At 41.5% G+C, this 26,831-nt stretch carries 18 protein-coding genes; 4 read left to right on the plus strand and 14 right to left on the minus strand.

The annotated features are described in order from the left end of the window. Position 1: 1 nt before the first annotated feature. Both PLANO_RS11650 and PLANO_RS11655 read right to left on the minus strand, forming a co-directional pair. On the minus strand, positions 2–1,738 hold the full coding sequence (locus tag PLANO_RS11650) for a DNA/RNA non-specific endonuclease (RefSeq protein ID WP_038704617.1): 1,737 nt from the start codon (positions 1,736–1,738) through the stop codon (positions 2–4). A gap of 160 nt (positions 1,739–1,898) precedes the next feature. Continuing rightward, a complete protein-coding gene (locus PLANO_RS11655) occupies positions 1,899–2,138 on the minus strand; it encodes a hypothetical protein (RefSeq protein ID WP_038704618.1) in 240 nt (79 codons plus the stop codon). 543 nt (positions 2,139–2,681) lie between these two features. On the opposite strand from PLANO_RS11655, the gene PLANO_RS11660 reads away from it, so the two are divergent. Further along, positions 2,682–3,506: an aldo/keto reductase gene (locus PLANO_RS11660; RefSeq protein WP_038704619.1), complete on the plus strand. Its 825-nt coding sequence runs from the start codon at positions 2,682–2,684 to the stop codon at positions 3,504–3,506. Positions 3,507–3,601: 95 nt separating this feature from the next. Further along, on the plus strand, positions 3,602–4,003 hold the full coding sequence (locus PLANO_RS11665; protein WP_038704620.1) for a DUF2512 family protein: 402 nt from the start codon (positions 3,602–3,604) through the stop codon (positions 4,001–4,003). Positions 4,004–4,043: 40 nt separating this feature from the next. Here the strand turns inward: PLANO_RS11665 and lexA are convergent, their stop codons facing one another. The 8 genes from lexA to PLANO_RS11705 all read right to left on the minus strand — a co-directional run bounded on the left by lexA (position 4,044) and on the right by PLANO_RS11705 (position 14,351). Next, positions 4,044–6,476 carry a transcriptional repressor LexA gene (gene lexA / locus PLANO_RS11670; RefSeq protein ID WP_038704621.1) on the minus strand — a complete coding sequence of 811 codons (2,433 nt, stop codon included), beginning with the start codon at positions 6,474–6,476 and terminating at the stop codon, positions 4,044–4,046. Between the two features lie 211 nt (positions 6,477–6,687). Continuing rightward, positions 6,688–7,191 carry a DUF6241 domain-containing protein gene (locus PLANO_RS11675; protein WP_038704622.1) on the minus strand — a complete coding sequence of 168 codons (504 nt, stop codon included), beginning with the start codon at positions 7,189–7,191 and terminating at the stop codon, positions 6,688–6,690. A 167-nt stretch (positions 7,192–7,358) separates the two neighbouring features. Further along, positions 7,359–11,507, minus strand: coding sequence for a tetratricopeptide repeat protein (locus tag PLANO_RS11680; RefSeq protein ID WP_038704623.1), 4,149 nt, complete (start codon positions 11,505–11,507; stop codon positions 7,359–7,361). Positions 11,508–11,794: 287 nt separating this feature from the next. Beyond that, positions 11,795–12,271, minus strand: coding sequence for a VanZ family protein (locus tag PLANO_RS11685; protein ID WP_038705447.1), 477 nt, complete (start codon positions 12,269–12,271; stop codon positions 11,795–11,797). A 172-nt stretch (positions 12,272–12,443) separates the two neighbouring features. Continuing rightward, the gene (locus PLANO_RS11690) at positions 12,444–12,734 is read right to left on the minus strand and encodes a putative quinol monooxygenase (RefSeq protein ID WP_038704624.1); all 291 of its coding nucleotides are present in this window, start codon (positions 12,732–12,734) and stop codon (positions 12,444–12,446) included. Positions 12,735–12,878: 144 nt separating this feature from the next. Then, positions 12,879–13,175, minus strand: coding sequence for a putative quinol monooxygenase (locus tag PLANO_RS11695; RefSeq protein ID WP_038704625.1), 297 nt, complete (start codon positions 13,173–13,175; stop codon positions 12,879–12,881). A 35-nt stretch (positions 13,176–13,210) separates the two neighbouring features. Further along, positions 13,211–13,639, minus strand: a complete 429-nt coding sequence (locus tag PLANO_RS11700; RefSeq protein ID WP_038704626.1) for a MarR family winged helix-turn-helix transcriptional regulator — start codon at positions 13,637–13,639, stop codon at positions 13,211–13,213. 64 nt (positions 13,640–13,703) lie between these two features. Beyond that, positions 13,704–14,351, minus strand: coding sequence for a nitroreductase family protein (locus PLANO_RS11705; RefSeq protein WP_038704627.1), 648 nt, complete (start codon positions 14,349–14,351; stop codon positions 13,704–13,706). A 506-nt stretch (positions 14,352–14,857) separates the two neighbouring features. Between PLANO_RS11705 and PLANO_RS11710 the strand changes: the two genes are divergently transcribed. Then, positions 14,858–16,228 carry an LA2681 family HEPN domain-containing protein gene (locus PLANO_RS11710; protein WP_038704628.1) on the plus strand — a complete coding sequence of 457 codons (1,371 nt, stop codon included), beginning with the start codon at positions 14,858–14,860 and terminating at the stop codon, positions 16,226–16,228. Between the two features lie 532 nt (positions 16,229–16,760). Here the strand turns inward: PLANO_RS11710 and PLANO_RS11715 are convergent. After that, entirely contained in the window at positions 16,761–22,229 is a 5,469-nt protein-coding gene (locus PLANO_RS11715; protein ID WP_442956652.1) for a pullulanase, read from the minus strand. 480 nt (positions 22,230–22,709) lie between these two features. After that, positions 22,710–23,222, minus strand: coding sequence for a hypothetical protein (locus tag PLANO_RS11720; protein WP_038704630.1), 513 nt, complete (start codon positions 23,220–23,222; stop codon positions 22,710–22,712). Between the two features lie 163 nt (positions 23,223–23,385). Between PLANO_RS11720 and PLANO_RS11725 the strand changes: the two genes are divergently transcribed. After that, positions 23,386–24,144, plus strand: coding sequence for an SDR family oxidoreductase (locus tag PLANO_RS11725; protein ID WP_038704631.1), 759 nt, complete (start codon positions 23,386–23,388; stop codon positions 24,142–24,144). A gap of 76 nt (positions 24,145–24,220) precedes the next feature. Here PLANO_RS11725 and PLANO_RS11730 read toward each other — a convergent pair whose 3' ends face one another. Both PLANO_RS11730 and PLANO_RS15700 read right to left on the minus strand, forming a co-directional pair. Next, positions 24,221–24,496 carry an excalibur calcium-binding domain-containing protein gene (locus PLANO_RS11730; RefSeq protein WP_038704632.1) on the minus strand — a complete coding sequence of 92 codons (276 nt, stop codon included), beginning with the start codon at positions 24,494–24,496 and terminating at the stop codon, positions 24,221–24,223. Positions 24,497–24,648: 152 nt separating this feature from the next. Continuing rightward, positions 24,649–26,700 carry an Ig-like domain-containing protein gene (locus PLANO_RS15700; RefSeq protein WP_052124314.1) on the minus strand — a complete coding sequence of 684 codons (2,052 nt, stop codon included), beginning with the start codon at positions 26,698–26,700 and terminating at the stop codon, positions 24,649–24,651. Positions 26,701–26,831: the final 131 nt, after the last annotated feature.

Below are 26,831 nucleotides of genomic sequence, written 5' to 3' on the forward strand. Positions count from 1 at the left end.
GTCATATGGATATATCTCCTGCCTTTTTAACTCGCGTAACTTGCCCTTCTGCTAATGGATCAGCTTGTCTTAATTCACCAAAATCAAGACCGGTTAGCTCTTCTATTTTTGTGACTGGCACTTGATAAGTTTCAAACTGACCGTAAACAAATTCTAAGTCGCCTTCAATCAAGTTTTCTTGTGTTTGCAAATAAGCGGTCGCTGACAATTCCGTCCCGTCTTTTACCATGACCGCGACTTTCCAAAACTGATTTGGAATTTGCGCATCTCGGTAATTCCGGTCAGTGTCTCGAAAAACCGGTCCTGTGAATATCGAAACTTTCATATCGTATTCGCGTGCGTTATCAAGCAAATAATCTTCTAAGTCGAGCCACACTTTTTGATTGAAGTTTTTATGCTGCGGCGAACTATTGGTGAAATGGAATGTATGCTCATTGGCTTTTACCGCATCAATGCCCCAGTTGGGATCACGACGTCGCACGAGATGACCGCGGTCAATATCATTCGACTTGTAAAACTCATTGCCCAGTTGGTAGGCTTTATCAATCCGCGGATCAAAATACCAACGGTCGTTTTTCCGTTTAACATCCACCAGTTGATCGCCATCTATGTTTACTGCCGTGAAAAAAGCAAGACGACGCGACTTACTCATTGCGACTGAAAAATGAGTGTAGTCGAGCACCTCTTTTCCTTCATTAGTTGCCGCTACATCTTTTTTCATTTCAGTATCTAGCTGTGGCAATGGCACAATAAATTCTTTGCCTAAAAATTTATCGTTATATCCTGTTGCTTCTGCATACCAATCCGCGTCCAATACCCCTACTTCCATCGGTGCTGTTGTTGATCCGGGCATTACAACCGACAGTAAATAATCGAGCATTTTGCGTGCTTGTTCTGTTTCTAAGCTACTGCGTTTTTCACTAAGATGCTGAATGATTGAGCTAATGCGAATGCCTTCATTAGCAATCCATTTATTAGGATCAGTCGGATCTGGCACACCGGCATGATGTAGGGAAACGACCATCCATTGATCATTGAAAACAGGTGAACCTGAGGAACCCGGCTCGGTATCACTAACATAATGAACATAATCAGAAGAGATAAATTTGATTTCGTTTTCCCGAATGGTAATGGCTTTTGGTCCACCTTTAGGATGTTGGATGATGGTAACATATTCACCCTCCAAAATTTTCCCGGGCTTTGGCAAGAGCGGCAAATAACCAAAAGTCGCGAGCGGTACTGCATTCGCATTATGAGGCTCTATTGCGACTAAGGTGAAATCGAGGGCTTCATCGGTCATAAATAACAGCTCCGGGTCTAAGCGGAAACTAATGATGTCACGCGGCTTGAAATGTACATCGTCTTCATAATTAAACTCAGCCACCGCATACATCGCGGCTTCAGTTGTTTCTAGTACATGATTATTCGTGAGCAATAAATTGGGACCTACAAGAAATCCGGTGCCGTAACCTTCAAGTTGCCCATTTTTTCCACGAATTGAAATGCGACAAACTGCTTGGCTGACATCAAGCCCCGCCTGCAAATGCGCAATCGGAAACAAATCACTTTTGTTGATAATTCGTTCGATCGCCAAATTATCGTGGTGATTGATAATACTCGACCGCGTCATCATTTTTTCTTCTGTAGCCGCTGTATATTTCTCTGCTTTATGTTCTTTATCAAATTTTAAATACCGCTGCAAAGCGGCTTGTTGTATCTTTTCCATTTTTTCGACCATTTGAGCCAGCCCCTTTAAGTGGTTGAGTTTTGGTCTTACTTGGTCATATTTTCATTCTAAAAATTAAATATTCTAATTATTAACTTCAATAAAAGTTTATCATAACTGAACAAAGAAAACTCATTCCTAGGTATGGAATGAGTTTTCTTTTGAGTTAAGCTTATTTATCTTTCATAAGTTTCTTTTCGCCGGTTTCCGGATCACGCACTACTTTGTCTTCAGTTGGAACGTAGTCTGTGCCCTCATCAGCGGTTTCATGGGCCTTAGCTTCTGTCGGAGATTCCCATCCTTCATCACTACCACCCAATACTTCACTAATTTGCTCAACCATTTTATCTACTGTTGAATCGTTTTCTTCTTTTTGACGTTCGGTGTTCTTACCTTGTGAGTTGTTTGTCATTTGGCATCCCTCCAAGAGTTTTATTGTTTTAGTTTACCCCTTGTGTTGGAGAATAATCATTATTTTGTGAGCTGGTTTGGGTGCGCTGTGTTTGTGGCGCACGGGTTTGGGCATATTGGGGTTGGGGGTTGGGGGTTGGGTCGCGGACAGTATTTTCGTGATTTGGACAGTATTCGAGTGGATTCGGACAGTATCTCCAGATTTTTCCACTCACACAGATCAAAACCTTTTAATACCCAAGACCAGGAAAGCGCAAGAGCGCGCTTTCCGCTCCGGACAGTATTTTTTTGAATTGGACAGTATTTGAGTGGATTCCGACAGTATTCATCCCGATTTGGACAGTATTCCACAAAATTCGGATAGTATTACCAGATTATCCCACTCACAAAGATCAAAACCTCTGAATACTCAAGACCAGGAAATCGCGAAACCGCGCTTTCCGCTTAAGATCTAGCCCCTTCAAGTCAAAAGAGTTCTTATTTTCAGTAAACTTAGGGTAAACTAATAGTTGAAATGACTATACATAAAAAGGGGCTATGCAAAATGGATTTTATTACATTAAATAATGGATTAAAAATGCCGCAATTGGGCTTTGGTGTGTGGCAAGTTGAAAATGATGAAGCAACGAAGGTTGTCGCGAAAGCGTTAGAGACCGGTTACACTTCGATTGATACGGCGATGATTTACACAAACGAAATTGGCGTTGGCCGTGCGTTAAGTGATACGAAAATTCCGCGCGAAGATTTATTTATTACGACGAAACTTTGGAACTCAGACCAGGGTTATGACAGTACTTTACGTGCATTTGATGAAAGCCTAAACCGTCTTGGACTTGATTACGTGGATTTGTATTTGATTCATTGGCCGACTCCGGAGTTTGATACTTATGTTGAAACGTATAAAGCATTAGAAAAGTTGTACAAAGATGGTCGCGTGAAAGCGATTGGCGTTTGTAATTTTGAAATCGAGCATTTGCAGCGGTTATTGGACGAATGTGATGTTCCACCGGTGTTGAACCAAGTAGAATGCCATCCCTACTTGGCTCAAAAAGACTTGAAGGAATTTTGTGCCAAACACGATATTTACCTAGAAGCTTGGAGCCCACTTGAACAAGGTGGCGACGTGTTGAAAGATCCAACCGTTAACAAAATTGCAGAGTCGAAAGAAAAGTCTCCTGCTCAAGTCGTGTTGCGTTGGCATTTGCAAAACAACACCATCGCGATTCCGAAATCGGTTACCCCATCGCGCATTGAAGAAAACTTTGATGTGTTTGACTTTGAGCTAACGAATGAGGAAATGGAAGCAATCAATGCGTTAAACAAAGAGCGCCGCAACGGACCTCACCCGAATGATATGAATGTACGTTAATAATTTTTTACCGCCACTTTAATGAATAAAGTGGCGGTTTAACGTATGATTAAGAAGAATTATTAATCATACGTATTGAAAGGAGGAGAAGCAACTTGAGACATCTTCTTGCGCTTGGCATTAAATTTGTCATTGTGACCTTTGTCTTGGTTCTAGTGCTGACCTTAATCTTTAACGTTTCATTCGTAACCACTTTATTGATTAGCTTGGCGTTGACTGCGTTGTCTTATTCACTTGGCGACATCATGATTTTCCTAAACGCCAGTAGCCCTGAGAACCAATCAACGCGCAACGGTATCGCCACCTTTATCGATTTTGTCATGGCTTTCCTAGTTATTTGGCTGATTGGTTGGTTACTGACGGGACAAAATATCGAAATGGTAACACCTGCACTTGCTGCAGCTGTAATTATCGCAGTGAGCGAATGGTTCTTTCACCTCTACGTTGACCGTTTTGTGGTACCTGAGTACAACAATGTTGGCGCAGTTAGACGTTAATGAACGAAAAAAGTCGATCCTCTAATGGGATCGACTTTTTTTATTGCTTTAACACACCAATAACTCTTCCATTGATGAAAACATCTTCGCTTCGCATAACAATCGGTTCATAGCTTGGATTTTCCGACATCAAAATTATATCGCTGCCCATTGGCATGTATTTTTTCATCGTTGCTTCGCCATCAATTACCGCTATAACAATATCGCCATTTGATGCATTGTTTTGTTGGTGAACAATTACAACGTCGCCTTTATTAATACCTGCACCAATCATGCTATCACCAGTAACCGTTAAAGAAAACGTTTCGGACGGAGACACCACCCATTCACGCGGCAACGTATGGAACGTTTCGTATGACTCGGTTGCCAAAACCGGAATTCCTGCAGCCACATTGCCAATCAACGGAACTGCTACTGTCTCGTGAACTTGGATCAATACTTCTTGACCCGCTTCTCTTACTTCAATTTGACCAATCGTATCTTGGTCTTCGGCATAATCGTATTGTCTACCGCTTTTGAGGTTTTTGTAAAGGCGTCGATTTTTTGTATTTGGTAAAAACTGCGCGCGGCATTTTGGTAAGTCTTGTACTTCTTCTCCTTTGCGGTCGATAATTTTGACCTCTAGCCCATCCGTCGCAATACCATAAAAAATACGACTATCCGCTTCCATATAGCTTTTCAGTTGTATCATGGCATCCTCGATCCCACTACCGAAACGTTTTACTTCCGCGATGATATAAGGCCTTGCTTCTTCGCCGGTATAAACTTGTACTGCGATATCACAATAACCTTTTTTCGAAAACTGCTGAACCGGAAATTCCAACTCCATCAATTCGTATGGATAGCCATAGGTTTCGTGAAGCTCGCGAATCAACCATTGGCGCGTAACCTCTTCTTTAGCATGAACATCCACTAAACGATCTGCCAAACGGTACTCGGTCATACTAATCGACTCGAACGGTCGAAGAGATGCCTCCTTTTTCATTCTTAAATAATTTCGATTGATTTCTTTCACAAAGCTAGACGGCTTTTTTACTGAGGACATATACAATAATTCGTTTGCGCGTGTCATGCCAACATAGAGTAGTTTACGCTCGTCGGATTCGACTGTTTTCTGATCTTCTGCATCTGCGTATAGTTCTTGCGGAATCAACCCACTGTTTAAATCTATAAGGAAGATAACCTTAAACTCCAAGCCTTTAATCGAATGCATAGTCACTAGCTTTACTTTATCCGATTCAAAATCAGGATCGTTACTTTGCAAAATTTCACAAGCGATTCCGGCCTTTTCTAAATCGGCCGCGGCACTTTCAATATTTCGGTTTCCACGAGCAACGATACACATTTCAGATAATCGATAGTCGTTCTTCAACATTGAAATTTCTTCTGCAAGAAACTTAATTTGTTGTTGAGGTGTTAAGAAAAAGCGATATATAGGTGGATGACCATGACGATCAATTAACGCTGGTTTAACAAAATCGACATTTGACTGAATACTGTCATCTGCTTCAATCAATTGAAATGCAGCAGTAGAAATCTCAGTGGTCGTTCGATAATTCTTACTTAATGTGCGTGATTTCCCGCTCATGTCATAACCAATCGTTGTAAAGGGACGACCTTTTCCAAGCCAAGACTGAGGATAAATACTTTGAGTATTATCAGCTACAAACATCAACGATGAGTATTCTTTTTCTTTGTATAATTCTTTTAAAAATTCCAATTGAACACGTGTTAAATCTTGGCTTTCATCAATAAGAATATGTGTATATCGCCCAGCATCACTCAAACGTAACTCTTCCAACGCATAGAGGTTCATAAGCTTAAAAGTAGTTAGTCCAGCTTTTTCGAGTAATTTACGAAATAGAGTCATGACTGCATAAATAGCCTCACGGGTTTGTGAATTTTTCAGTAACTTTTGTGGAGTTCCGCTATTTCCTGATGCACGTCCGATGCGATCTACAGATTGATACGTTTCTAAATCTGTCATCGCACACGAATAAATCCATTCCACTTCGTCTAATAGAAATTTACTGTTCTTTGGCAACAGCAATTTAACGTCTGGGTAAGATTTCTTCACTTCGTGGATAGCTTGTATCATCACTTTATAGGTCTTGTCCGCTGGGGAAATCTCAAGCCTTTTCCCGATACGCTTTTGATAACGTCTAAATTCTTTGAACATCATGCTGTCGATGGTGGTAATTTCGACTTCAGCATCCGAAGAAAAAAAGCGTTCTGCTTCTTGCAGTTCCTTTTCCGCCATACGCTCATACTGATGTTTTATATAATGAAGTAAAGTTTTATTATAAGTAACCAACAAAACTTTATCATTTTCCTCATGACAATAATGATCCAGCAAAAAATGAATTCTCCGAATAGCAACAGTCGTCTTTCCTGAACCCGCCACACCTTTTACTAGCATTGGTCCCGAAGGTTCTAATTCAACAATACGTCGTTGTTCTATATTCAACTTCATAGTGACACCTCCCTATTTTTACATCTTCTACCTATATTATAAGAATATTGTCATGTAATAGCAAAGACTATAAATGTAAATAGGTTTACATTTATTAGTTCTAATCTTAGAAATAAAGTCGGCTCTTGTGAAAGTTACATCTATATGTTTATACATACAAAAAACAGTACCCGAATTCTCTTCGAGTACTGTCTTCATTCATTACTTAAAGTTACCTAAACTTTCGCTCCACAAATTCTTGCTCCTGCTCTGGCGTCATAAAGCCCGTAGCTCTTCCCACTGTACCGCCATGCCAGTCCCAAATGGTGTTGTGTACATAGACAGCATTAGAAAAGTCGCCTTCTTTCCATTTGTTTAATGCCTTTAAATAAAAATCGGTATGCTTGTAATGACCCGCATAAGTGTTGACGATTGTTAGTAAACCATCGATGTTCTCAGGTGTCATTTCGACTGCACCTTTCTTTTCACTTGCAGTAATTTTTTGATGTGTCATTCGATGCATATGAATTTGCACATCAACTTCAGTCATCTCGAGATCTTCGCTTTCTACTTTTTCTGCTGAAACTGTTTGTTCAGCTTTTTTCTTGAGTACTTCGGCTACTTTGGTTATTTCTTCCCCTTTCGAGGAATTCTGAGTGAACATATAGTAGCCTCCCACAGCTAGTAATGCCAATACCCCTATTGTTATACCAATTATTTTCATGATAGATTTCATTTTCTGCAACTCCTTGATTTATACCTAGTATATAAGACGATATCCCTATTATAGTATGCAGGACACGTTAACAGCTTTCAAGCTTTTATTGGAAATCGCACACAGTAAATACTTATAAAGTCAAAAAAACGCCATCTAAAAAAAGATGACGTTTCTTGTATACTTTATTAAACTCCCACAGCCAATACTTCTTCTAAAACCTGTTCAAATAATTCTTCTTCCACCGCGGCCTCGATGAATACTTCGCCGCCTTCTTTTTCAAATAGCTCCGTTAGCAATTTCTTTGCTTGAGTAGGTTGGTTTGCTATCATTGCTGCCCGTGCTAGCTCGTAATCCGCCGGTAAATATTCCGGAGCCGCGTCTTGCAACTCACGTAATCGTGTCATTGCCGAGACACTGTCCCCAGTATTGATAGCCATAATGGCAAGCGTTAAACAAATCCATTCGTTCAGTCGAAGCTCATCAGGCAAACGACTTTCGAATTGCTCTGGTGGTGTTTTCCGGTGATCAGCAAGCAAATGCATCAATCGTACATAACTATCGCTACGATACGGATTCAGTCTGATTGCTTTTTCGTAAAACGCCTGTGCCTGGTCGATATCTTCTTCGATCGCGGCCATATCCCCTTGCCACAAGACCAGATCAATATCAGTCGGTTGTTGCTTAGAAAGTTCTTGTGCTTGTTTTTTGGCTTTGCCTAGTAGCTTATGAGACTGCTTGTTATTAGCTTCTTGGAATGTTGCTTGCAACAGTAATTTCGCCGCATCAAAATTGCCCGTCCGTTTAACTAAAGGTTCAAGTACTTCTGCTGCATCGTCTGCTCCGTCACGCTCCATAAAGAATTCTGCAAGGTGCAGGACTGGTATTTCGCTGTCTTTGTATTTTTTCGCAGCATCTGTATACAGTTCGATAATATTCGAAACGAGTAAAAAACGGCGTGATTTGTCACGTAATTTACCGAAGAAATTTGTGGATTCCTCTTCTTCTGCATCCAACAAAACTACCAATTGATCAGCGCTATAAGTTTCAGCTATCGCTAAATTTTCGCCTTTAAGTCGTTTTTTCAAACGTCTTTGAATCTCACCGGTTTTGCGCAGTTCTGCTAATAACTGAACATATTCTGGGTAAAAGCCCTCTTCTTCTGGATGCTCTTCAATCAGTTCTTCTACCAAAACAAGCGCTCGTTTGATATCTCCTTGTCGCATCCAAAATTGCATATGTTGATAACGAGAAGGAAGTGCCCCGTTCAACGCTTGTGCTTGAAGCAATAAAGTCTCAGCTTCTGCTACGTTGCCTTTTTTCTCTGCTAATTGCGCTTTTGCGGACAATAGCCACTCTTCAAGTACTTGTGCAGACACCCTGTCAAGCACTTGCGCAATTGCTAGTTGTTTTTCTTCACTATCGACTAGCTCAAACAATTCTTGCAAATCGAGCGACAATGGTTCATTTTTTAAGACGTGTAAAGCGGCTTTAAAAGCACGATCCTTATCTTCTAACGCTGTATAACTACGCATCAACCCTTCATGAGCTGCCGTGAAACTCGAGTCTGCCTTCACGCTCTTCTTGTAATGTTCGAGTGCTTTATCCCAATTGCCGGTACTTTCTGCAAGGCGACCCAAATGATAATACGCCAAATAAAATCCGTTCGCTTCTACCGCTTGCTCGTATAGTGTTTTTGCAAAACGCTGATGGTCTTCTAGCTCATACAAACCACCTTCGTAACACAATAATTCTGGATCTGCAGCAGTTTCGCGGAAACGTTTGAACCGATCGAATAAACGGCTACGGAATTGTGGAGCTTCACCAAACCCTGCATATTGCACGGCAATTTCATGAAAATGAAGCGATTCACGTTCCATGCCAGCTTCTAACAAATCGAGCGCTAGCGTTTTCCCTTTGTCGTCTTCTGATTCTTGCCAAAGCATCGCAGCGGTTCGGTTAAAATAAAACGTGTCGCCAGTTTCAGCGTATTGCATAATGAGCTTATTCATTTCATCGTGTTTTTTTTGTTTTAACAATACGTGCGCAATATGTGTGACTGTGTATAAATCTGCCGCATCTAGCGCGAGTGATTTACGGTATTCCACTTCCGCTTCCGCATACTGCTCCTGCTCCATGGCGATATGTCCCAAATACAAATGCAGCACATCGGTTTTTTCGCAACGTTCAATTCCTTCACGGATTACAGTATTTGCTAACGGCCAATCTTCTTTTTCCATATAGATTTCTGCAATGCGTATGTACGCATATGGCTCTTTAAAATCAATTTTTTTAGCTTGTTCAAACGACGCAATCGCATTTTCTTCTTGACCAAGCGCTAGTAAACAGCGACCCATTTCATAAATAAAATAGCCGTCTTCAGGATGTTCTTGAGCCAGTTCACGGAAACGTGCTAACGCTTGTTCATAAGCACCCGATTCAAATTGAATCAAACTATGCGTAATTCGCGCAAATACATCTGTCGGTTCTTGCTCAAGCGCAATACTTGACCATTTAAATGCTTGAACCGTTTTGTCAATTTCCAAATAGCAACGCGCCAAATGACTATACGCCATTGGTTGATAATGATCCAGTTCAATCGAACGCTTTAACAGTGGGACCGCTTTTTCATGTTCACTTTGGCTCATCAAAATAGCCGCTTTTAAAAACAACGCATATGGACTGTTCTTTTCTTTAACACCACCTAAACAGATTAAAGCTTGTTCGGTTTCTTCTTTTCGGTAATGCATGTGCGCTGCTAACAGCGCAACTTCAGCATCATCTTTCCCGAGGTCTGTATGGAGCTTTTCTAACCAAGTCGAATGAAGAGCACTTGCTCTTTCTGAAAATCGCGTAACCAGTCCGATCATGGCACCGTAACGTTCCTCTGGATGAGCTTCCAGAAAATCAATCGAACGATCTTTTTCTCCCTCTTTTTCTTCAGCAGCCCAAATTTCAAACAACTGAGAAAAATAAAGATGTTCCTTAGGATCAAGGTTGCTCGAAAACGAATGTTGTTCTGGCAATAAAAACACCATACTTAAAGAATCCGTTAGTTTATAAGTATTTGCGACGTCTTCATATGACAATAGGAACGGCCCTAAATCATTCGGATCTTGAATGATTAATGCTTGCAAACGGTCGTCATAGCCAATAACAACTTGCACATGTGCATTGTTTTCAATCATCATACTAAGAAGTACTGGAATTCCCGCATCAATAAGTTGCTTGTATAAATCGAGTTGCCCTTTAAAATAACGTGCTGTAAATCCGAGCGATTCCATATAAGCCATCGTTGTCTGCAGATCCGATCCCGTGACGTCAAAAACATGTTCTGCGATTTCGTCTTGCCCTTTTTTCATGCCGTATGCTTCAAGCATCAATGCTAACGATGCCGGCACACAATAATTGAGCTTTTGAACATTCGGCGTTAACTTGATTTCTTGGCGCTTGGCATCTTGATCTATTTCTCCTTTGCCGTAAACGGTTTTTTCTAACAGCTTGTGATGACTGCTGACCCACGCCTGCAACTCTTCCCATCGCTCTAGCTTATACAAGCATTCGGCCGCTACATGCACCCATGCTTTATGATGCACGTGGTACGGGTTTTCTTGATTATAGCGAGTCATTCTAGCGAGTGCTTTTTCGTAATGACCAAGGAAAAACAAAGTCCGGATCATGTCTGCACGGTATGTCCACGAGTCGGGCTCTAACTCTTGTCCCTTTTCAAGAACAACGAGAGACTCCGCTTGTCTGCCTGTCATTGCCAATACATCTGCATACAACATGCGTACTTGTTGACTCCGTTCAGTCACCTCATCACTCATTGCACCTGCTAGCACGCTTTCTGCTTGTTGCCACTCCCCACTATGAATAAAATAAAAACCTTCAAGATCTGGCCAAACAAATCCTTTTTGCGCTTTATACTGTTCCAGTTGTGTTTTTGCTTCTGGCAAACGGTTTAACTGCGCAAAAACGCGCAATAATAATTGATGTGCTGCAGCTAGTTCTTCTATTGAATCATTACCAGAATCAATGTCATGCAACCTGCCCACCATTTGCTCTTCTGCTTCCAAGCTGCGACCTGTCTCAAGTAATCTTGCGCATTGCCACGTAAATGTGCGCAACGTGCCAAAGCGTTTATGCGCTTGTGTTGCAAGTACATGGCTGTATGTATATAAATCGGCTTGATCGGTTAATTTCATCAAACGCAAAAAATCTTCTTCGGTGTGTAATTCCCCTATAAATTTCCGTACTCCTCGAACTGAACGTGCAGTCCATAACTCACGAATTGCGTTTACAACTTGTTGCGCTGTTTGTATTTCGTTTGCTTTCATCCCTGATCGTTCCCGCCTCTCCCATTGCCTCATGTAAATGTGGTTGATTTATTATATAGTGGAAAATTATAGGGCGCAATACAAATTTAGGGGGTAAAACAAGTTTATTTTGGGAAGTGGCTGAAGATTAGATTATAAGCAGGGGGTTAGCTACTGGGAGAGCGTTTTTCTCTTTCCTCCTATAAAATGATAAAGCATCAAATTAAACGACTCCGATTCACAGAGTTTGGGAATCAAAAAACGTTTCTTCTATTGAATAGAAGAAACGTCAATTTGCTATGGAATGTTTATCGAGTTTTTTCGTCCGCGAATACACCAGCTAGTTTCTGAATCGTTTTCCAAAAAGTTTGTGTGATTCCGCCTTGTTCTTTCACATAAACACTCAATCGATAAGCCAAATAAATACCACCAATATCAATCACAACATCAGAGATTCTTCCGCTTCTTTGGAAAAACAGCTGAAGGAATTCCGTGAAGAATGCAAAAAGGCTACATAAAATGATCGCTTTGTTTTTATTGTTTATCGTTTTTTCTATAATTAAAAAAAGAATCCCGAAAGACATAGCATGACCTGTTTTTTGAAATACGTAAACTTTACTGTTCAAATGAATGTCATTCATAATGAAGAGATCGGATAAATTGGGGAATACGCGAATATTGAAGTTTATTTCTTGTGCGAATAGCAAGGCTTGGAAGTTGTAGTTGTTGGTGGCTAATAAAATGCACAGCCCCCAGAAGATGGCCGGTATGTACTTTAGTTTCAAAATGTTCGTCCCTTCAATCTTCTTTACTGACATGAAATTCCAGTAGATTCTCTTAGCTTATTATATGTCGAGTTTACTTAAATGACTAGTGACTATCTGGTGTAAAAATGGAAAAAAGCAACCGGAGTTGCTTTTTTCGATAAGTTTGTACATATATCGACTTTACTATCGGTTACCGATTTTCACCACGTATCACTTTCTTCGTTATGGGCGCACTTAAAAAGTTGGATGACTTTTCAACATACTCTGTTATATAATCGCTTGCAATATGTGCATCGTAAACTTCTGCGTCTTTCCAAAACCCAACTACTTTGTAGAGGTTGTCTTCTCCGAATACTTTCATCAAATCGTAACTAATGTTGCCTTTGTTCGCTCTGGCAGCTTGGAGAACAGGCTTACATGCTTCTAAAAATTCCTCTTCATGATCCGGTTTTACCGCTAAATGTGAGTAATTAATAATCATCGTCTGTCATCCTTTCAACCGATTTTATATCAAAAACTTAATATTTAGTTAACTATATATCATTTGGATAAAAACTACCAATAATCAGTTTTTAATTTGAATAAAAAAAGAGTGGCTAAAAGCCACTCTTCAGAACTATTGCTATTACATTTCTACAGTTTCTGCGCTATAAACGTTTAAGTCCATTGGTGCGGCCATAAATGCTGGTGCTTGTTGAACGAATGCTTGGAAATGTTCGCTTGTGTTATGCGCTTGGACTGCTTCAGCGTCTTTCCACACTTCGACCATAGTGTAATGTTGCTCTTGGTCAGTGGATTTTTTTAAGTCATAGCTGATGTTGCCTGTTTCTTGACGCGATCCTTCGATTACGGCTTTAGCTGCTGCTAAAAATGCTTGTTCTTGAGCTGGTTGTACTTGTAAGTTTGCGTGAATAATTATCATTTATATTCATCCTCTAATTTTTATTTGGCGATGCTTTAGTATTCGCTTATATTATTTTGCATACGGCTTAGCATGTCGGACAGGTGTTCAATTTCTTCTGGTGTGAAATCATGTAGCATTTGATTAACAAAGCCCATATTTTCTTGGCGATAGCCGATAATTTTTTCGCGCCCTTCTGTTGTTAAGCTGACGAAAATAACGCGGTTGTCGGCAGGACTTCTTTTTCGTGTGACCATGCCGTCTGACTCGAGTTGCTTTAAGTGGCGCGTAACAGCGGCGCTATCAATATTGACGGCTTTTTGAAGCGTCGATTGATTGATTTCGTCTGTGTTATATAGCTGGTAAAGCAATTCATAGCGCGATGCACTGATGCCTGTACAGCGTTCAAATTTCGGACTGATTTGGTTAGTCAATCCTTTAAACAACTGCAAGACTTGCTCTTGTTTTGAAAATGAACATGCCATCAATTGACCTCCTCTTTTGTGATAGGGTCAATTGATAGCGTCTTCGCTTTTCATTGACCATTTTTTATTTCCATTGTGTAGTTGTTTCAACAGGCAAACGGTATGACTGGAAGCCATCATTTAATGCTTTCCCGATTGTCAGTAACATTACCGGTACATAACGATCTTTATCTAAGTCTAACACTTCTGCGATGTTTTCTTTATCATAACCGCCAATTGGGTTTGTGCCGTATCCGTGAGCGCGAGCGACAAGCATCAATTGCATCGATACAAGGCCAGTATCCAACATAATGATGTCTTTCATTTGATCGTACGATGCATTTTCATAAGCCGGTTTGAAATAATCAAGCTGCGCACGCATAACATCTGCAGGCATATAACCAAGTTCTACCGCTTTTCCGTAAATTTCTTCACCGTATTCGATGTTTTTAAGATCTGCAAAAATTGCGATGACAGCAGACGCACTCATTACTTTTTCTAAGTTGAATGAAGCAAGAGGTGCGATTTTTTCTTTTCCTTCTTCGGTATCGATGACAATGAAACGCCAAGGTTGCATGTTAATCGAAGATGGCGCTGTTGATGCTTGCTCAATAATTTGGCTCATTTCTTCGCGACTGATTTTCACCGATGGATCGTATTGTTTGATCGAACGACGGTTATTGATGATGTCGTTAAAATCGTTTGTTTTTTGGTAAGTTTCTGTAGTTTGCATATAGGACGTGCTCCTTTTTCTGATAGGTTCTGGTGTTTAAATAATGATTGAGGTATCAATCATTGACTCCTCATACAATATAAACCCATTGCGTGGATTGTGCAACTATAAAGATTGGGGAGTTTTTTGGGGCCACGCGCAAGTCTTTCTCCACCGTGCGTATGCCGCCGCCTGGACTACTCTCTCACAACGAGCAAAGAAGAAATCTTAGATGCCCCGCTTTTCGCGAGCGAAAAGCACTAAAACCTACTTGCTCCATTTCTAGAAATAGTAGTCTCTACTGGCGAGTGCGATGGTACAGCGCCGTCCGTGCGTATTTTCTCTTGAGCGTGCATATGTCCCTCGCCACCGTGCGTATTTTCCCCGGAGCGTGCGCAAGCCTCTCGCCACCATACATATCCTCACAAAAACCAACCAATTCCCAAAAATTCCGACAACAAGGGGTGACCAGACGCTTGCTCTTCGGTACAATAAGAAGAGAAGCACCGATCCAAGGAGGGTTCCCGATGTCGACATTACAAGAGATTGCCCAATCAGACGATTACGGGCAATTTGAGTTGAAAGAAGTTTATCAAGCGGCACAATTATTGCTGCAGCAGTTTCAAAAAACACGCACTGAACCGGAAAAACTAAAAGAGATTATTGAACACTTGAAAAAACGCCTGGAAGGTCAAACGGCTTATCCACTCGCGATTTTACTTGAGAGTAGCAAGCTAGGCGTTGAACACCAGCTGCAAGAAGATTGGAATAGCCCGATGAAGCAGCGCCAGCTCTTTCTCATGGAAAGCTTATATGCGCAGTTTCGCGGCAAAGTGCCGCCTACAGTATGGAACCAAATTTGCTTGAACTATGCGGAAGCGTTGATTTATGTGGGTCGTTCACTTGATGGACTCGATGTGTTGGAGCATATGACAGAAGCGGAAAATGATCCGTCTTACGAACGTTTAGACGCTGAACGTGGATGGGGATTGTTGTTTTATTCAACATTCTTGCGCGATAAAGAAGCAAAAGCGGAGGCACTTCATTTGTCGCGTGATTTATTGCGTGATGGAGTTGAAAAAATCACTAACGTTAACGGCCGCGCGTTATATGCAGACCGCTTTAAACTCGCCTTGAAAATGCTCGAAGAAATCGGTCCGGTTGATTTGACTGGTGGCTATAAGCCGAACTTTTTCGAAGGCCGCGAGCGTGAATACCGCGACTGGTGTGCAAAGCATCGCTTATTGCTAAATGATAATAATGAAGTTGACCCAGAAGGTACGATGAAAATTGATACACTCACCTACCGCTATATTGGCGCTGATAAAGAGCACGGGTTATTTCTTGAGACGTTTATGGACAGCATCCTAGCTGAGTTTACCGTGCTGCGTTGGAATCTCTTTGAGGCACTTGAGCAAGAGCCGAGCGCTGAGCGCAATGAAAAACTAAAGAGCGTATATCGTCAGTCGTTTACACTGTTCTCAAAAATCGCTCAGTTTGTCAGCCATTATTACAAACTCGAAATGACAAATCCACGTGCTGGCATGCAGCGTATGTGGTTTGAAGAAGAAAATCCGAAAAAGCCGCTTAAGCCATTTATCCGAAATAGTAAAAATGGTGCGTTAAAAGCATTGTTCTGGCTGTCTAAAGAACTTTTTGGCTACGAGCAATCAGCGGTTCAAAACGTTGCAACTGTTCGTGCGTTGTTAATACGTGATCAACTCGAACGCAGCTTTGTTCAAGTGATTACGAAAAAAGAAGAAGTCGCTGAAACTGGAGAACTGCGCAAGCATCAAATGACGCAAGTCGAGCTTGAACGCTTGGCGCAGACGACACTATTTAAAGCGCGTAATGCGTTAATGTATTTAGGATTTGCGGTTGAAATCGAGAAAAAATAAAAGATTGTAAAAGGCGTTTACGGAAAAAATCCGTAAACGCCTTTTTATAGATAACGCTCGAATACCCAAAAGATTACTAAGCCTATCATTAAGATGGTCAATAATAGAAGCGGAAGCTTTATTTTTTCCATCACCACAAACCCTTTCTTCTGCGCATGAACGATCTAAATAAGTTGGTTTCAATTATTTATATACACGTTATTTCATAGAGGTAAACATTTTGTGGTGGTTTGGGGTGATTGGATTTATTGTTTACCCGGGTGTTCGTTTGTGTTACCCGGGTGTTTGCTGGACTTACCCGGGTGTTCGCATTCTTTACCAGAAATGTTATTGCTTACCCGTGTGTTCGCTCGGCTTACCCGTGTGTTTGCATTCTTTACATGAACTTTTTGAATCTTAATCCGGGTGTTCGCACCGCTTATCTAAACGATATTCTTTTACACATTTTTTCTAACAAGAAAAAGCGACTGGCAAAATCACATGGATTCTACCAGCCGCTTTATTATATTTCCTCAAAAACTAATACCCAACTTTAACGCTTCCCCTTCTTTTTCTCATCCACTTTAATAACGATCGTCGTCAACGGATCAACTGTTAACGTGTCTTTTGATAAGGTAAAGCCGGATGGTTTTGATACTTTTTTTGCTCCTGCTTCGTCGTTGTCAACGACAATCTCACCGTTTGAGAAGTCGTAGTCGCCTAATGTAAAGGTACGGGCTTTGTTGTCCGCATTCACAAAGACGTAGTAATTTCCTGTGTTGTCAGTAGATTTATTTTCGTACGCAACAACTAAATCGGAATCTTTCATTTCTGGAATGTTGAGTAGCGAGACGTTTTTGTCCACTAACTCTTTTTCGCCTAATCGGAAAGCATTTGTCGATTTTCTTAATTCGATCAAGCCTTCTGTATAGGTACGCGTTGTGTTGTTAACGGCAAATTCTTTTTTGTTTGTTGCTTTTTGCCAATCAAATTGATTGATGGCATCTGAAGAATCGTAAGAATCATGGATGAAATAGCCGAATGGATTGCCGGCCTCATCTTCAAACTCGTGGTATTTTTGCTCAGGAACGCCTTCACCGAACCATTGCTTGGTACGGCCGTATTCTTGGCCTGCATGGATAAACGCTGTTCCTTGAGAAGTTAATACCATTGCGTTTCCTATACGGATTCGTTTATGAATTTCGAGATTGTTTTCTGGAATTGCTGGATCTTTTTTGATTGATTGCGCAATCACATCGTAAAGCGGCAAGTTATCGTGTGCTGCGATGTATTGAACCATATCGCCCGGATCGTCAGCTGCCGTGTTTGATGGTTGGCCTTTAATGTTATTGAAAATAGTCGCTACGTTTCGTGCGCCACCTGTGATAAATCGTGGTTCGCCTTCTGAGCCAAACCCAGATTTTAATTCATTGCGCATTTCGTCTGAGAATACGCCGACGCTATCTGTTTTGTCCATCCAGTCTTGATCGGCACCCATTCCCTCAAGCGATGGATCTGCGATATGTCCTGCAAACGTTCGCCACCCTTCTCCGATAAATAAAGCGTCTGGATTGATCGCAGCTGCAGCGTCATACGCTTTTTGAATCGACGGGTACGTAGCGTCGCCCATCATATCAAAGCGCATACCATCAATTTTGTACTCGTCAAACCAATATTTCACCGAGTCGACCATTAGCTTTTCAGCCATCGTATGGCTTGTTGCTAAGTTATTGCCAAAGCCGCCAAGGAAGTTTCCTTTATCGTCTTGGTACGCGTAATAATTTGGCACAATGTCATCGAGTAAACTCGTTTGCGCCGTATGCGTATAAACCACATCCAAGACAACTCCCATATCGGCATCGTGAATGGCATCGATCAACTCTTTTAGTTCTTTTACACGTAGTTCAGGATCGGTTGCGTCTTGTGAATACGCACCATCTGGTGAGAAATAATTATGCGGATCATATCCCCAGTTGTATTCGTTGTCTTGAGCTGAATAGCTTTGTTCGCGTTCGCCCATGTTGGTTTCATCGCCAAAATACCAAGCCATCACTGGCAACAATTGAACATGTGTAACGCCTAATGATTTGATATAATCGAGCTTGTCGATAAACCCGGTATACGTTCCCCATCTCGACTTTAATTCTTTCTCTATTGAAGGATCTGAAGTAAAGTCACGAATGTGAACTTCGTAAATCACCGCATCTTCTCGCTTCTCATAACCATCGATTGATGCATAGCCAAACTTCTTAGGATCGGTTGCTGCTAAATCAATTATTGCGGCTTTACCGACAGTATCTCCGTCTGGACCCGCTTCACCTTTCGTATTTACCGTAAAAGCCGCCATCGATTTTGCGTACGGATCTAAAACGGTTTTTGTTACGCCGTCATTTGTTACTTCGTATTGATAGTAATAACCTTTCAAATCCTTTATGCCCAATTCTTTCGGAGAAATGTCTTTCGACCAAACACCCTGTTCTCCAAGCGTTAATTCAACACTGCCAAGTAAAGTGGTGGCATCTTTTTTATCATAGAAATTCGCGACAACCTTACTCGCTTTAGGTGCCCACAACTTTAACGTTGCGTGACCTTTTTTATACGTTGCTCCGAGGTCATCACCGTCATAGGCAAGTGTCTGATCTAACATTCTCCAGCCCGTTGTCGCAGATACGGTTGTACCAGCGTATGTGACAGACAACGGCAGTTTATCGAGATCAAATTGCGCTTTGACATTGACCGTTTTGTCGCCCGTGATTTCTGCTCCAAGCACTTGAACGGACGCACCGTCTGCATCTTGAATTGCTAAACTAGCTACTAACTTTTCAGCAGTCAATCCTTCGGTGCTGTTAAACCCTAAGAGGAGTGTATCTTCAGAAACAACTTCTGCCGATCCAAGCCCAGATGTAACTTCTTCGTATGGAGAAATATAAACTGTATCTGAACCTTGCTTGATCCATATATGTTTGTATTTATCTACTAGATTGAACGATTTATCGCCCGCATCTTTTTCTTGCGTCGCTTGATTGACCACTAAGAAGTTTAATTCTTTTGCGTCCTTTGTCAGTTTGATGTCCGCATAGGCGCCGTAACGATCGGTTTTATCAAAATCAATCGCGCCTGTTGGCCACCCGTCTGAAGGAGACTCAACGTCACCCCAGTTCCACAAACCAAAGTCTTCATAGTCTGCATTGTCGCGTGTATAGTGAACGCGCACTGTATCCTCTGGCAACTCTACCGGTTCGAACGTATACACTTGGTCCGAACCTTGCTTGATCCAAATTTCGTTTGCTTTTGATGAAGAAATCGCAAAGTTCTTGTCTCCACCGTCTTTGCCGCCGTCTCCTGCCGTAATATCCATGACCAAAAACCCAATGTTTTTCGCATCCTTAGCTAATGGCACATCAATATATGCACCGTAACGATCGGTTTTTTCGAACATCGTCGCGCCTACTGGCCAATTGGCAGAAGGAGATGCCACGTCATTCCATAACCATGCTCCGAAGTTTTCATAAACACCGTCGGTACGGTTATAGTGAATGCGAATATTGTTTTCCGGTACCGGTTCTGCAACCACCTCACCGTCGTCTTTAGCGACACCAGTAATGTTGCCTCCTTCGACCGTTAACAACACCGTTCCACCATCTGCTTTTCCTGGAATGGTTATGTTCACGCCATCTGCTGTTGCTGCATATTCCTTACCTGAATAAGCATCTGTCACAACCGCATCTGCAGAATCCACTGCAACTGTTACCGCTTTATTTTCTTCTGCTGTATTCAGTCCTACATAAACCTGTTGATCTTTGTATTCACGTGAAAATAATAGAAACTCTTCCGCGTCAGAACCACCAACGAAAGTTCGTTCCCCTTTTGCGAATACTTTTGAATAGTCGCTTCTAAAATTTAATACTTTCGTGTAATGCGCTAAGATTTTATTGTCTTCGACACTATCCCACGCCAAATCATAGCGGTTATCGTATTGCGGGTAATTGTTTGCGCCTGTTTGACCAAGCTCTTCTCCGTAATAAATAACCGGTTGGCCTTTTGCCGTTGCTTGAAGTGTTGCCGCAACTTGCAATTTGCCTTCATCTCCAGCTAACGAATGGAGGAACCCTTCTTCATCATGGCTTCCTAAAAATTGGCCTAAAGTTGCCGTATTGTCTATTTTGCCATTTCGGTCAATCAATGCGTCATTTGCGGCTATCAAACTGCCATTGACAAATGTACGCGCCGTTTCTTTAAAACCGAAATCGAGCAGCGAATCCATCGTTCCTGTTTCCAAATACCCTTGTGTATTGTCTACTTTTGCTGCCCACGCCTCGCCAATCATTTTAAATTCAGGCATTTTTTCTGTTAATGCATTTTTAAATTGCATCCATGCTGCATCTTCTACGTGCTTGACTGTATCTACACGGAAGTAATCGATGGTGTTGCCTTTTTCTGTCGTCGCTTTATCGATCCAGTCGGTTTGCCAATCAATAATTTGTTTACGAACAGTTGGATCTTCCGTAATAAAGTCTGGCAATCCTGCCAATTCACCGACCACTTCGTCTGTTCCGACATCCGCACCTTGACGCAATAGATCGCTAAATCGCGCCCGATCAGCATCAGTCGGATAACCCGCTGGTGGATTGGCAACCGCACCGTCCATTTCTTTTAAGCCGTATCCTGAGTGATTAACCACGACGTCGACCATGATTTTCATATCTCGATCGTGTGCACCATCAATTAGGTCATGAAACTCTTGCATCGTCCCAAAATGCGGATTTAACTCCCCAAAATTATTGGCCCAATATCCGTGATAGCCAAAATAGGGATCTGAGGTTTCATAATACCGAACATCGTGTTTGATATTTTCAACAACTGGACTAATCCAAATAGTGTTGACACCAAGATCATCGAGATAGTCTAATTTACTGGTAATTCCTTTAAAATCGCCACCTTGATACGTACCACGTGAAGCGGTATCATAATTCAACTCATACGGGTCGTTATTTGATGCATCCCCGTCAAAAAATCGGTCAGTTAACATAAAATAAATAACCGACTCGTCCCAGTCAAAATCCCCTTCGCCAACCGACTGTCTTGTTTTGACTTCGACTGACGCGGTTCCCCGGTATTTATTGCCATAAGAATCTGTCACTGTTAGCGGAACTTCTTTTGTCCCAGCAGCGATGTCATCGTCTACGGCAATCGAAACTTCACTTACGGTTGGATCAATTTCTAATTGAGCCGAACCGCCCAAAAGAGAAGTATCTGCAACAATTTTTGAAATTTGAACGTCTTCTGTTAGCCCTTCAATCGTAACCTTTAACACAGCGTTTTGATTGTAATCGATCGCTTCAGGTGCAACCGTTCCACTAACCGTTAACTCCGCTTGGTTGAATACAAGCGTTGAGGTGCCATCTTTCGTGTTGTACGGATCTGTTTTTTCCGTCGTCACACCGTCTTTTGTCACGAGGTATGTATAAGGATTTTCCCCCGTCGGAATATCATTCGCCGAAAACACAAAACGTTCGTTTTCTGGTTCGTATGTCATTTCGTGCGTCCCGCCATCAAACTGCAGTTCAACTTTTTCGATTGAATCCATTGCGTCTTGCTCAAAAAGTTCCTTGTCTCGGTAATAAAACACAGCGTTTCCGCTATCCACAACAGGCGCAGAGCCATCCGGTACAATGCGAATTTGTTCTTCGCCACTCGTCACGAAAGCTTTTGTCAATGCGTCATTTTTATTCACTGGGATAAACCGATCACCAAACTCTTTTTCAGCTGTATTCCAGTCTTCTGTGCTACGTAACACAAAGCCGAACTTCTCCGTTTCTGGAGCAACAGCGATATGCGTGATTGCTACGCCGTTTTCATACGACTCAAAATTGATTTGATCGTTAACTCTTCCCGTATTCCAAGCCCATATATTCCAGTCCCCGTAAGTTTGATCTTCGCGAATATAAGACAAACGTACCTCTCGTTCGGCCGTTGCTGTTGCACCTTCAGCTTGTACCGGTTGAACTTGAACAAATGGCATCCACGTACTCATAACTAGTAACAATACTAATACCATTAAGAATTTTCGTTTCAGTTTCTGGGTCCTCTTCACGCTGTCATCTCCTCTTCTTTTTGCTTAAGAATAGCCTATAGATTGACAATAAATCCTCCTTTTACGAGTGAGACATCTTCCACCCACAGTTTGTGAAATCGTTTGCACAAATGGGCAGACTCGCTTACGTTTTATGCTAAATGATTGCTTCTTGATGCATTTACCTCAATATATGTAAGCGTTTGCAAATGACTACTAGTTATTTTACCTGAATATTTAGTGAACGGCGATAGGCAGTTTGGCTTGTTTTGGAAATAGGCTTACCCGGGTGTTCGCTCCCTTTACATGAACTTTTCGCGTTTTAACCCGGGTATATCTGGTTTCTATCGAAATTTCATCTCCAACAAAACATGCACACCAGCTATTCTCACAACTGGGTGCATGTTTTCCTTAACAAGGATCTTACAATTACGATTGAAGCACAAACTTCTCATACAAGCTACTCAAATCTCTTTCAAACTGCGCAATCAATTCCTCGCGCTCTTGTTGTTCTAACTCAAACACAGGACTCGTTAATTGGTGTGCCGATTTTTGAAGTGCATCAAACTTCCACATCCACTCAAAAGGTATTTGAGGCTCTAGAAAATTAATTTCCGAAGTGACCGGCAGTATAAGGTCATAACTTGCTGTATCATACGCAAAATCATATCGTTGCTCTTTGCTTAACTCGTGCCACTCTCTATAAACTTCCGTTATAAACCCATCAACCGTTCCATCAAACGAGCTTTCTGTTTTTTGATTGTATTTATTTTTAGGATTAGTGACATTGTGTTTAGACATCTCCAATTTTTCATCTTCTTTATCACTCGGTTCTTCTTGAACAACAGGTTCAGCTGAATCTACTGTATTGACCCAGATGATGATACCTCCGAGTATGACAAGTGTTAATGTAGGAACCGCAATTATTATTTTTCTAATCAAAGCTTTATTCTCTCCTTTAGTTAATGCTTGTAGCTATAGTTCTATCATACTAATACATAGAATGTATTTCCAGAATCTTTCTATTATCTTCTTTGAGCACCTTACACCACTACTTCATAAGAAAGCAGTACAATAGATACATAACACTATAGGAGGTATACATATGCGTTTAGAAAATAAAGTCGCGATCATAACAGGTGGCGCAAATGGTATTGGGAAAGCAATTGCTGCAGCGTATGCAAAAGAGGGCGCGAAAGTATCACTTGCCGATTTTAATGAAGAGGCGTTAACAGGCACAGTAAAAGAATTTACAGCACAAGGATTCGATGCGTTTGGCGTCAAAGTAAACGTAGCATCTGAAGAAGACATCCACAAAATGGTGGACGACACGGTGACTCATTTTGGACGTGTGGATATTTTAGTCAACTGCGCGGGCGTCTTAGACAAAATGCAAGCTGCTCATAATGTAGAAGACGATATTTGGAATCGTGTAATGGACATTAACGTCGGGGGCGTCATGCGCGGATCACGCAAAATTTTGCCGCTCTTTACTGAACAAGGTGGCGGCACAATCGTTAACTTAGCTTCAATCACGGCTCTTACTGGCGGACGTGGCGGCTTAACGTACACAGCTGCGAAACACGCAGTAGCGGGCATGACGAAAAACATCGCCTCTATGTACGGCGAACAAGGCGTTCGTTGCAACGCTATTGCACCGTCTCAAGTGGATACCGGCTTAACACAATCAATTGACGGCTACGACATGTTCGGCTTAAAACAAGCAACACGTGGCAGAAGTTTCATGGGTCCAAGTGCAACACCAGAAGACATTGCGAACATTGCATTGTTCTTAGCGAGTGACGAATCGAAAACGATTAACGGCGTAGTGCTTGCAGCTGATGCTGGATGGAGTGCTTACTAATTTCATATTCCATAAACAAAAGATGCCCCTTTCGAAATCATACGATTTCGAAAGGGGCATCTTTTTCACTCAAACCCTATTTCTCACAAGCAATTAAATCTTTATCACGATCGCTCTTTTTATTCGCGTCATACAACGCTTGAGAAACAAACGGCTTATACTTCGTAGCGCCGCCTTTGTTTTTCACTTTTGAATTGCGGGCAATTCCGCCTTTATATACTTTGTTGATAGCGGTACAGTTGGCGTATGTTTTTGCTTTTACTGCTGCCGCATCTACTGGTGTTGGTACTGCGCTGAATGTAAAACTAATAGCAACCATCAAAGACATGATGGCAAAACCAATTTTCTTCATCATTAGTTCCTCCTCTTTAAACTGTTCTCTATGAAATTTTTAGGAATACCAAGTTGAATCATCCAAATTTTTCTAGTTAATTCATTCTATCAGGTATTCTCACCCGTGACTATATACTTAAAAAAATTATATTCCTCGAAAAACACATTCACCTAACTTACCTTCATCGTCTTGTTTCCGCTCTTATTACCAGCCTTATCTTGAAGCTTCACTTTCAGGTAACTCCCTTTTTTCTGTGGGCTGATCTTCACTTTGAAGTTTCCTTTGCTGTCTACCGTTCCTTGACCGATTTTCTTACTACCGTTATAAATCAGGACAGTTGCCGACTTTTCCCCTTTGCCGTACACAGCAGTCGATTTGCTGGTAACTTTGTTGACCGTTGGGACGGCTGGTGCCGTTTTATCAACCACTTTAACGGTTTTGCTGCCGCTTTTGTTTTTGGCGGGATCGACTGCATAAACAGTAATTGCTGTACCTGTTTTTTGTTTTGCGATTTGGATCGAATAACTTCCATTTTTTGCAACCGCTTCGCCAAGTTTCTTGCTCCCCACATACGCGTAAACTTTGGCACCGGATTCCGCTTTTCCGCTCACAGTAACTGCGTTGTCACCTATCGTATTTACGCTCGGTACAGACGGCGCAATTTTATCAATCACTTTTATGGTCTTTTTCGCGCTTTTATTGCCGGCTTTATCCACCGCATATACATCAACCAGTGTACCGGCCGCTTGCTTCGGAATAGAAATGGTAACAGTGCCCCATAACGCTGTAGTTTGGCCAATCAAGTTGCCCCCGACAGTTGCGTAAACCGTTGCTCCTTTTTCGGCTTTTCCGCGCATTAGTCCGTCCGCATTGCTCAATGCATCTATCGTTGGAACACTTGGTGCAACTAGATCTTTCTTCGGCTCCGTTTCTTTAAAAATATAAAGTGTACTACCACCGTAGCCGTATATACTTGATCCGTCTGACTGCAAATTCTCAATATTACCTGCATCTACCTGGTCCAATAAATTCCCAGTCGAATCATAGACTTGCAGCTCGTTCTGTTCACCCGAATCGTTTATTGCTTTTCTTTTAGCTACAAATAATTTATCCGAACTTGTCGTCGCAATATCAAAGACATGCTCATCAAATACTTTTTCAAACTTTACAGTTCCTGAATCACTCAAGCTTTTAATCGTCGAAAACACATACTCATTATGCACGCCAGAATACTGCTTAAAGTAATAAAGTCCGTCTCTTGAAGCGATAAAATCTTGAACGAAATTATAGCGATTCCATTGAATATTGTTTTTTTGCTTTTGTTGCTTGATTGCCGGAGAGTCCATGTTGAGACTCATCTTTACACTTCCGTCAAAATAATGAAAATTGTGGAGTTCTTTTTCGTCGTTGCTCGTAAGCAATCCAAAATCTTTTACCCCAACTCTTACCTCTTGGTCCTTGCCTACATCTTTTTTATATAAAATCTTCCCGTTGCTAGGATTTATCGCCACCAATACATCTTTTACACGTAGCGGGTCTGTTCCTTCAATCCCTTGTGCGTAAATGACACTGTCATCAGGAACGAAGGTGTGCTGAGTGCTCATATGAGAAGCTAACGGGACGTGCCACATCTTTTGCTTCGTAATAAGATCGATGGAATGGATGCCTTTCGAATCTTGGAAGACAAAGCTAGTATTGTTGAGCACGCCTGCCTTAAATCCTTCAGCTTTTCCTTGCATGATAAATTTCCCGTTCGTATCATAAACGAAAAAACTGTTGCCCGTTGCTTGTTTATTGGCCAAAACAATATAATTATCATTCATAAAGACACGCGAAACTTTTCCGAAGTTTGCGGTTTCTGTATAGTTGCCTGTAGCCATCACTTTCCCAGTAACAGTAGAATAGATATACAGCACATTGCGGTCCACTATTGCCAATTTGTCTTTCGTAATGGCATTTGGCCCTTTTTCAATGATTGTCCAATTCAACGCTCCTGTTTTGCTGTAAGCAGAGATAACGGCAGCTTGGTCAGCGTAATACCGGTAGGTCGTAATAAATTGATCATCAAAAACATCCAACGTCGAAACTTGGTTGTTCATTTGAATCTTTTGCACTTCAATAAAGGTTTCATCCGTGGCTTCTGCACTGGAATGAGTAGTCATTATGCCAAACACAGGCATTAGTAAAGCAGCCATTACACTTACCCGCAATAATTTTTTCATGATGTATCTCCCTTTTTCTCAAATGAGCCCTCAATCCCACTTCAAACCCATGCTAACCCCTTACCTTTTCGCACATAAACTTTCCATATTTTTGAATACTCTTTTCTTAGAATAGACTATTTAGCATGATA

The sequence above is a fragment of the Planococcus sp. PAMC 21323 genome (assembly GCF_000785555.1).
In the GTDB taxonomy this organism is placed as follows: Bacteria; Bacillota; Bacilli; order Bacillales_A; family Planococcaceae; genus Planococcus.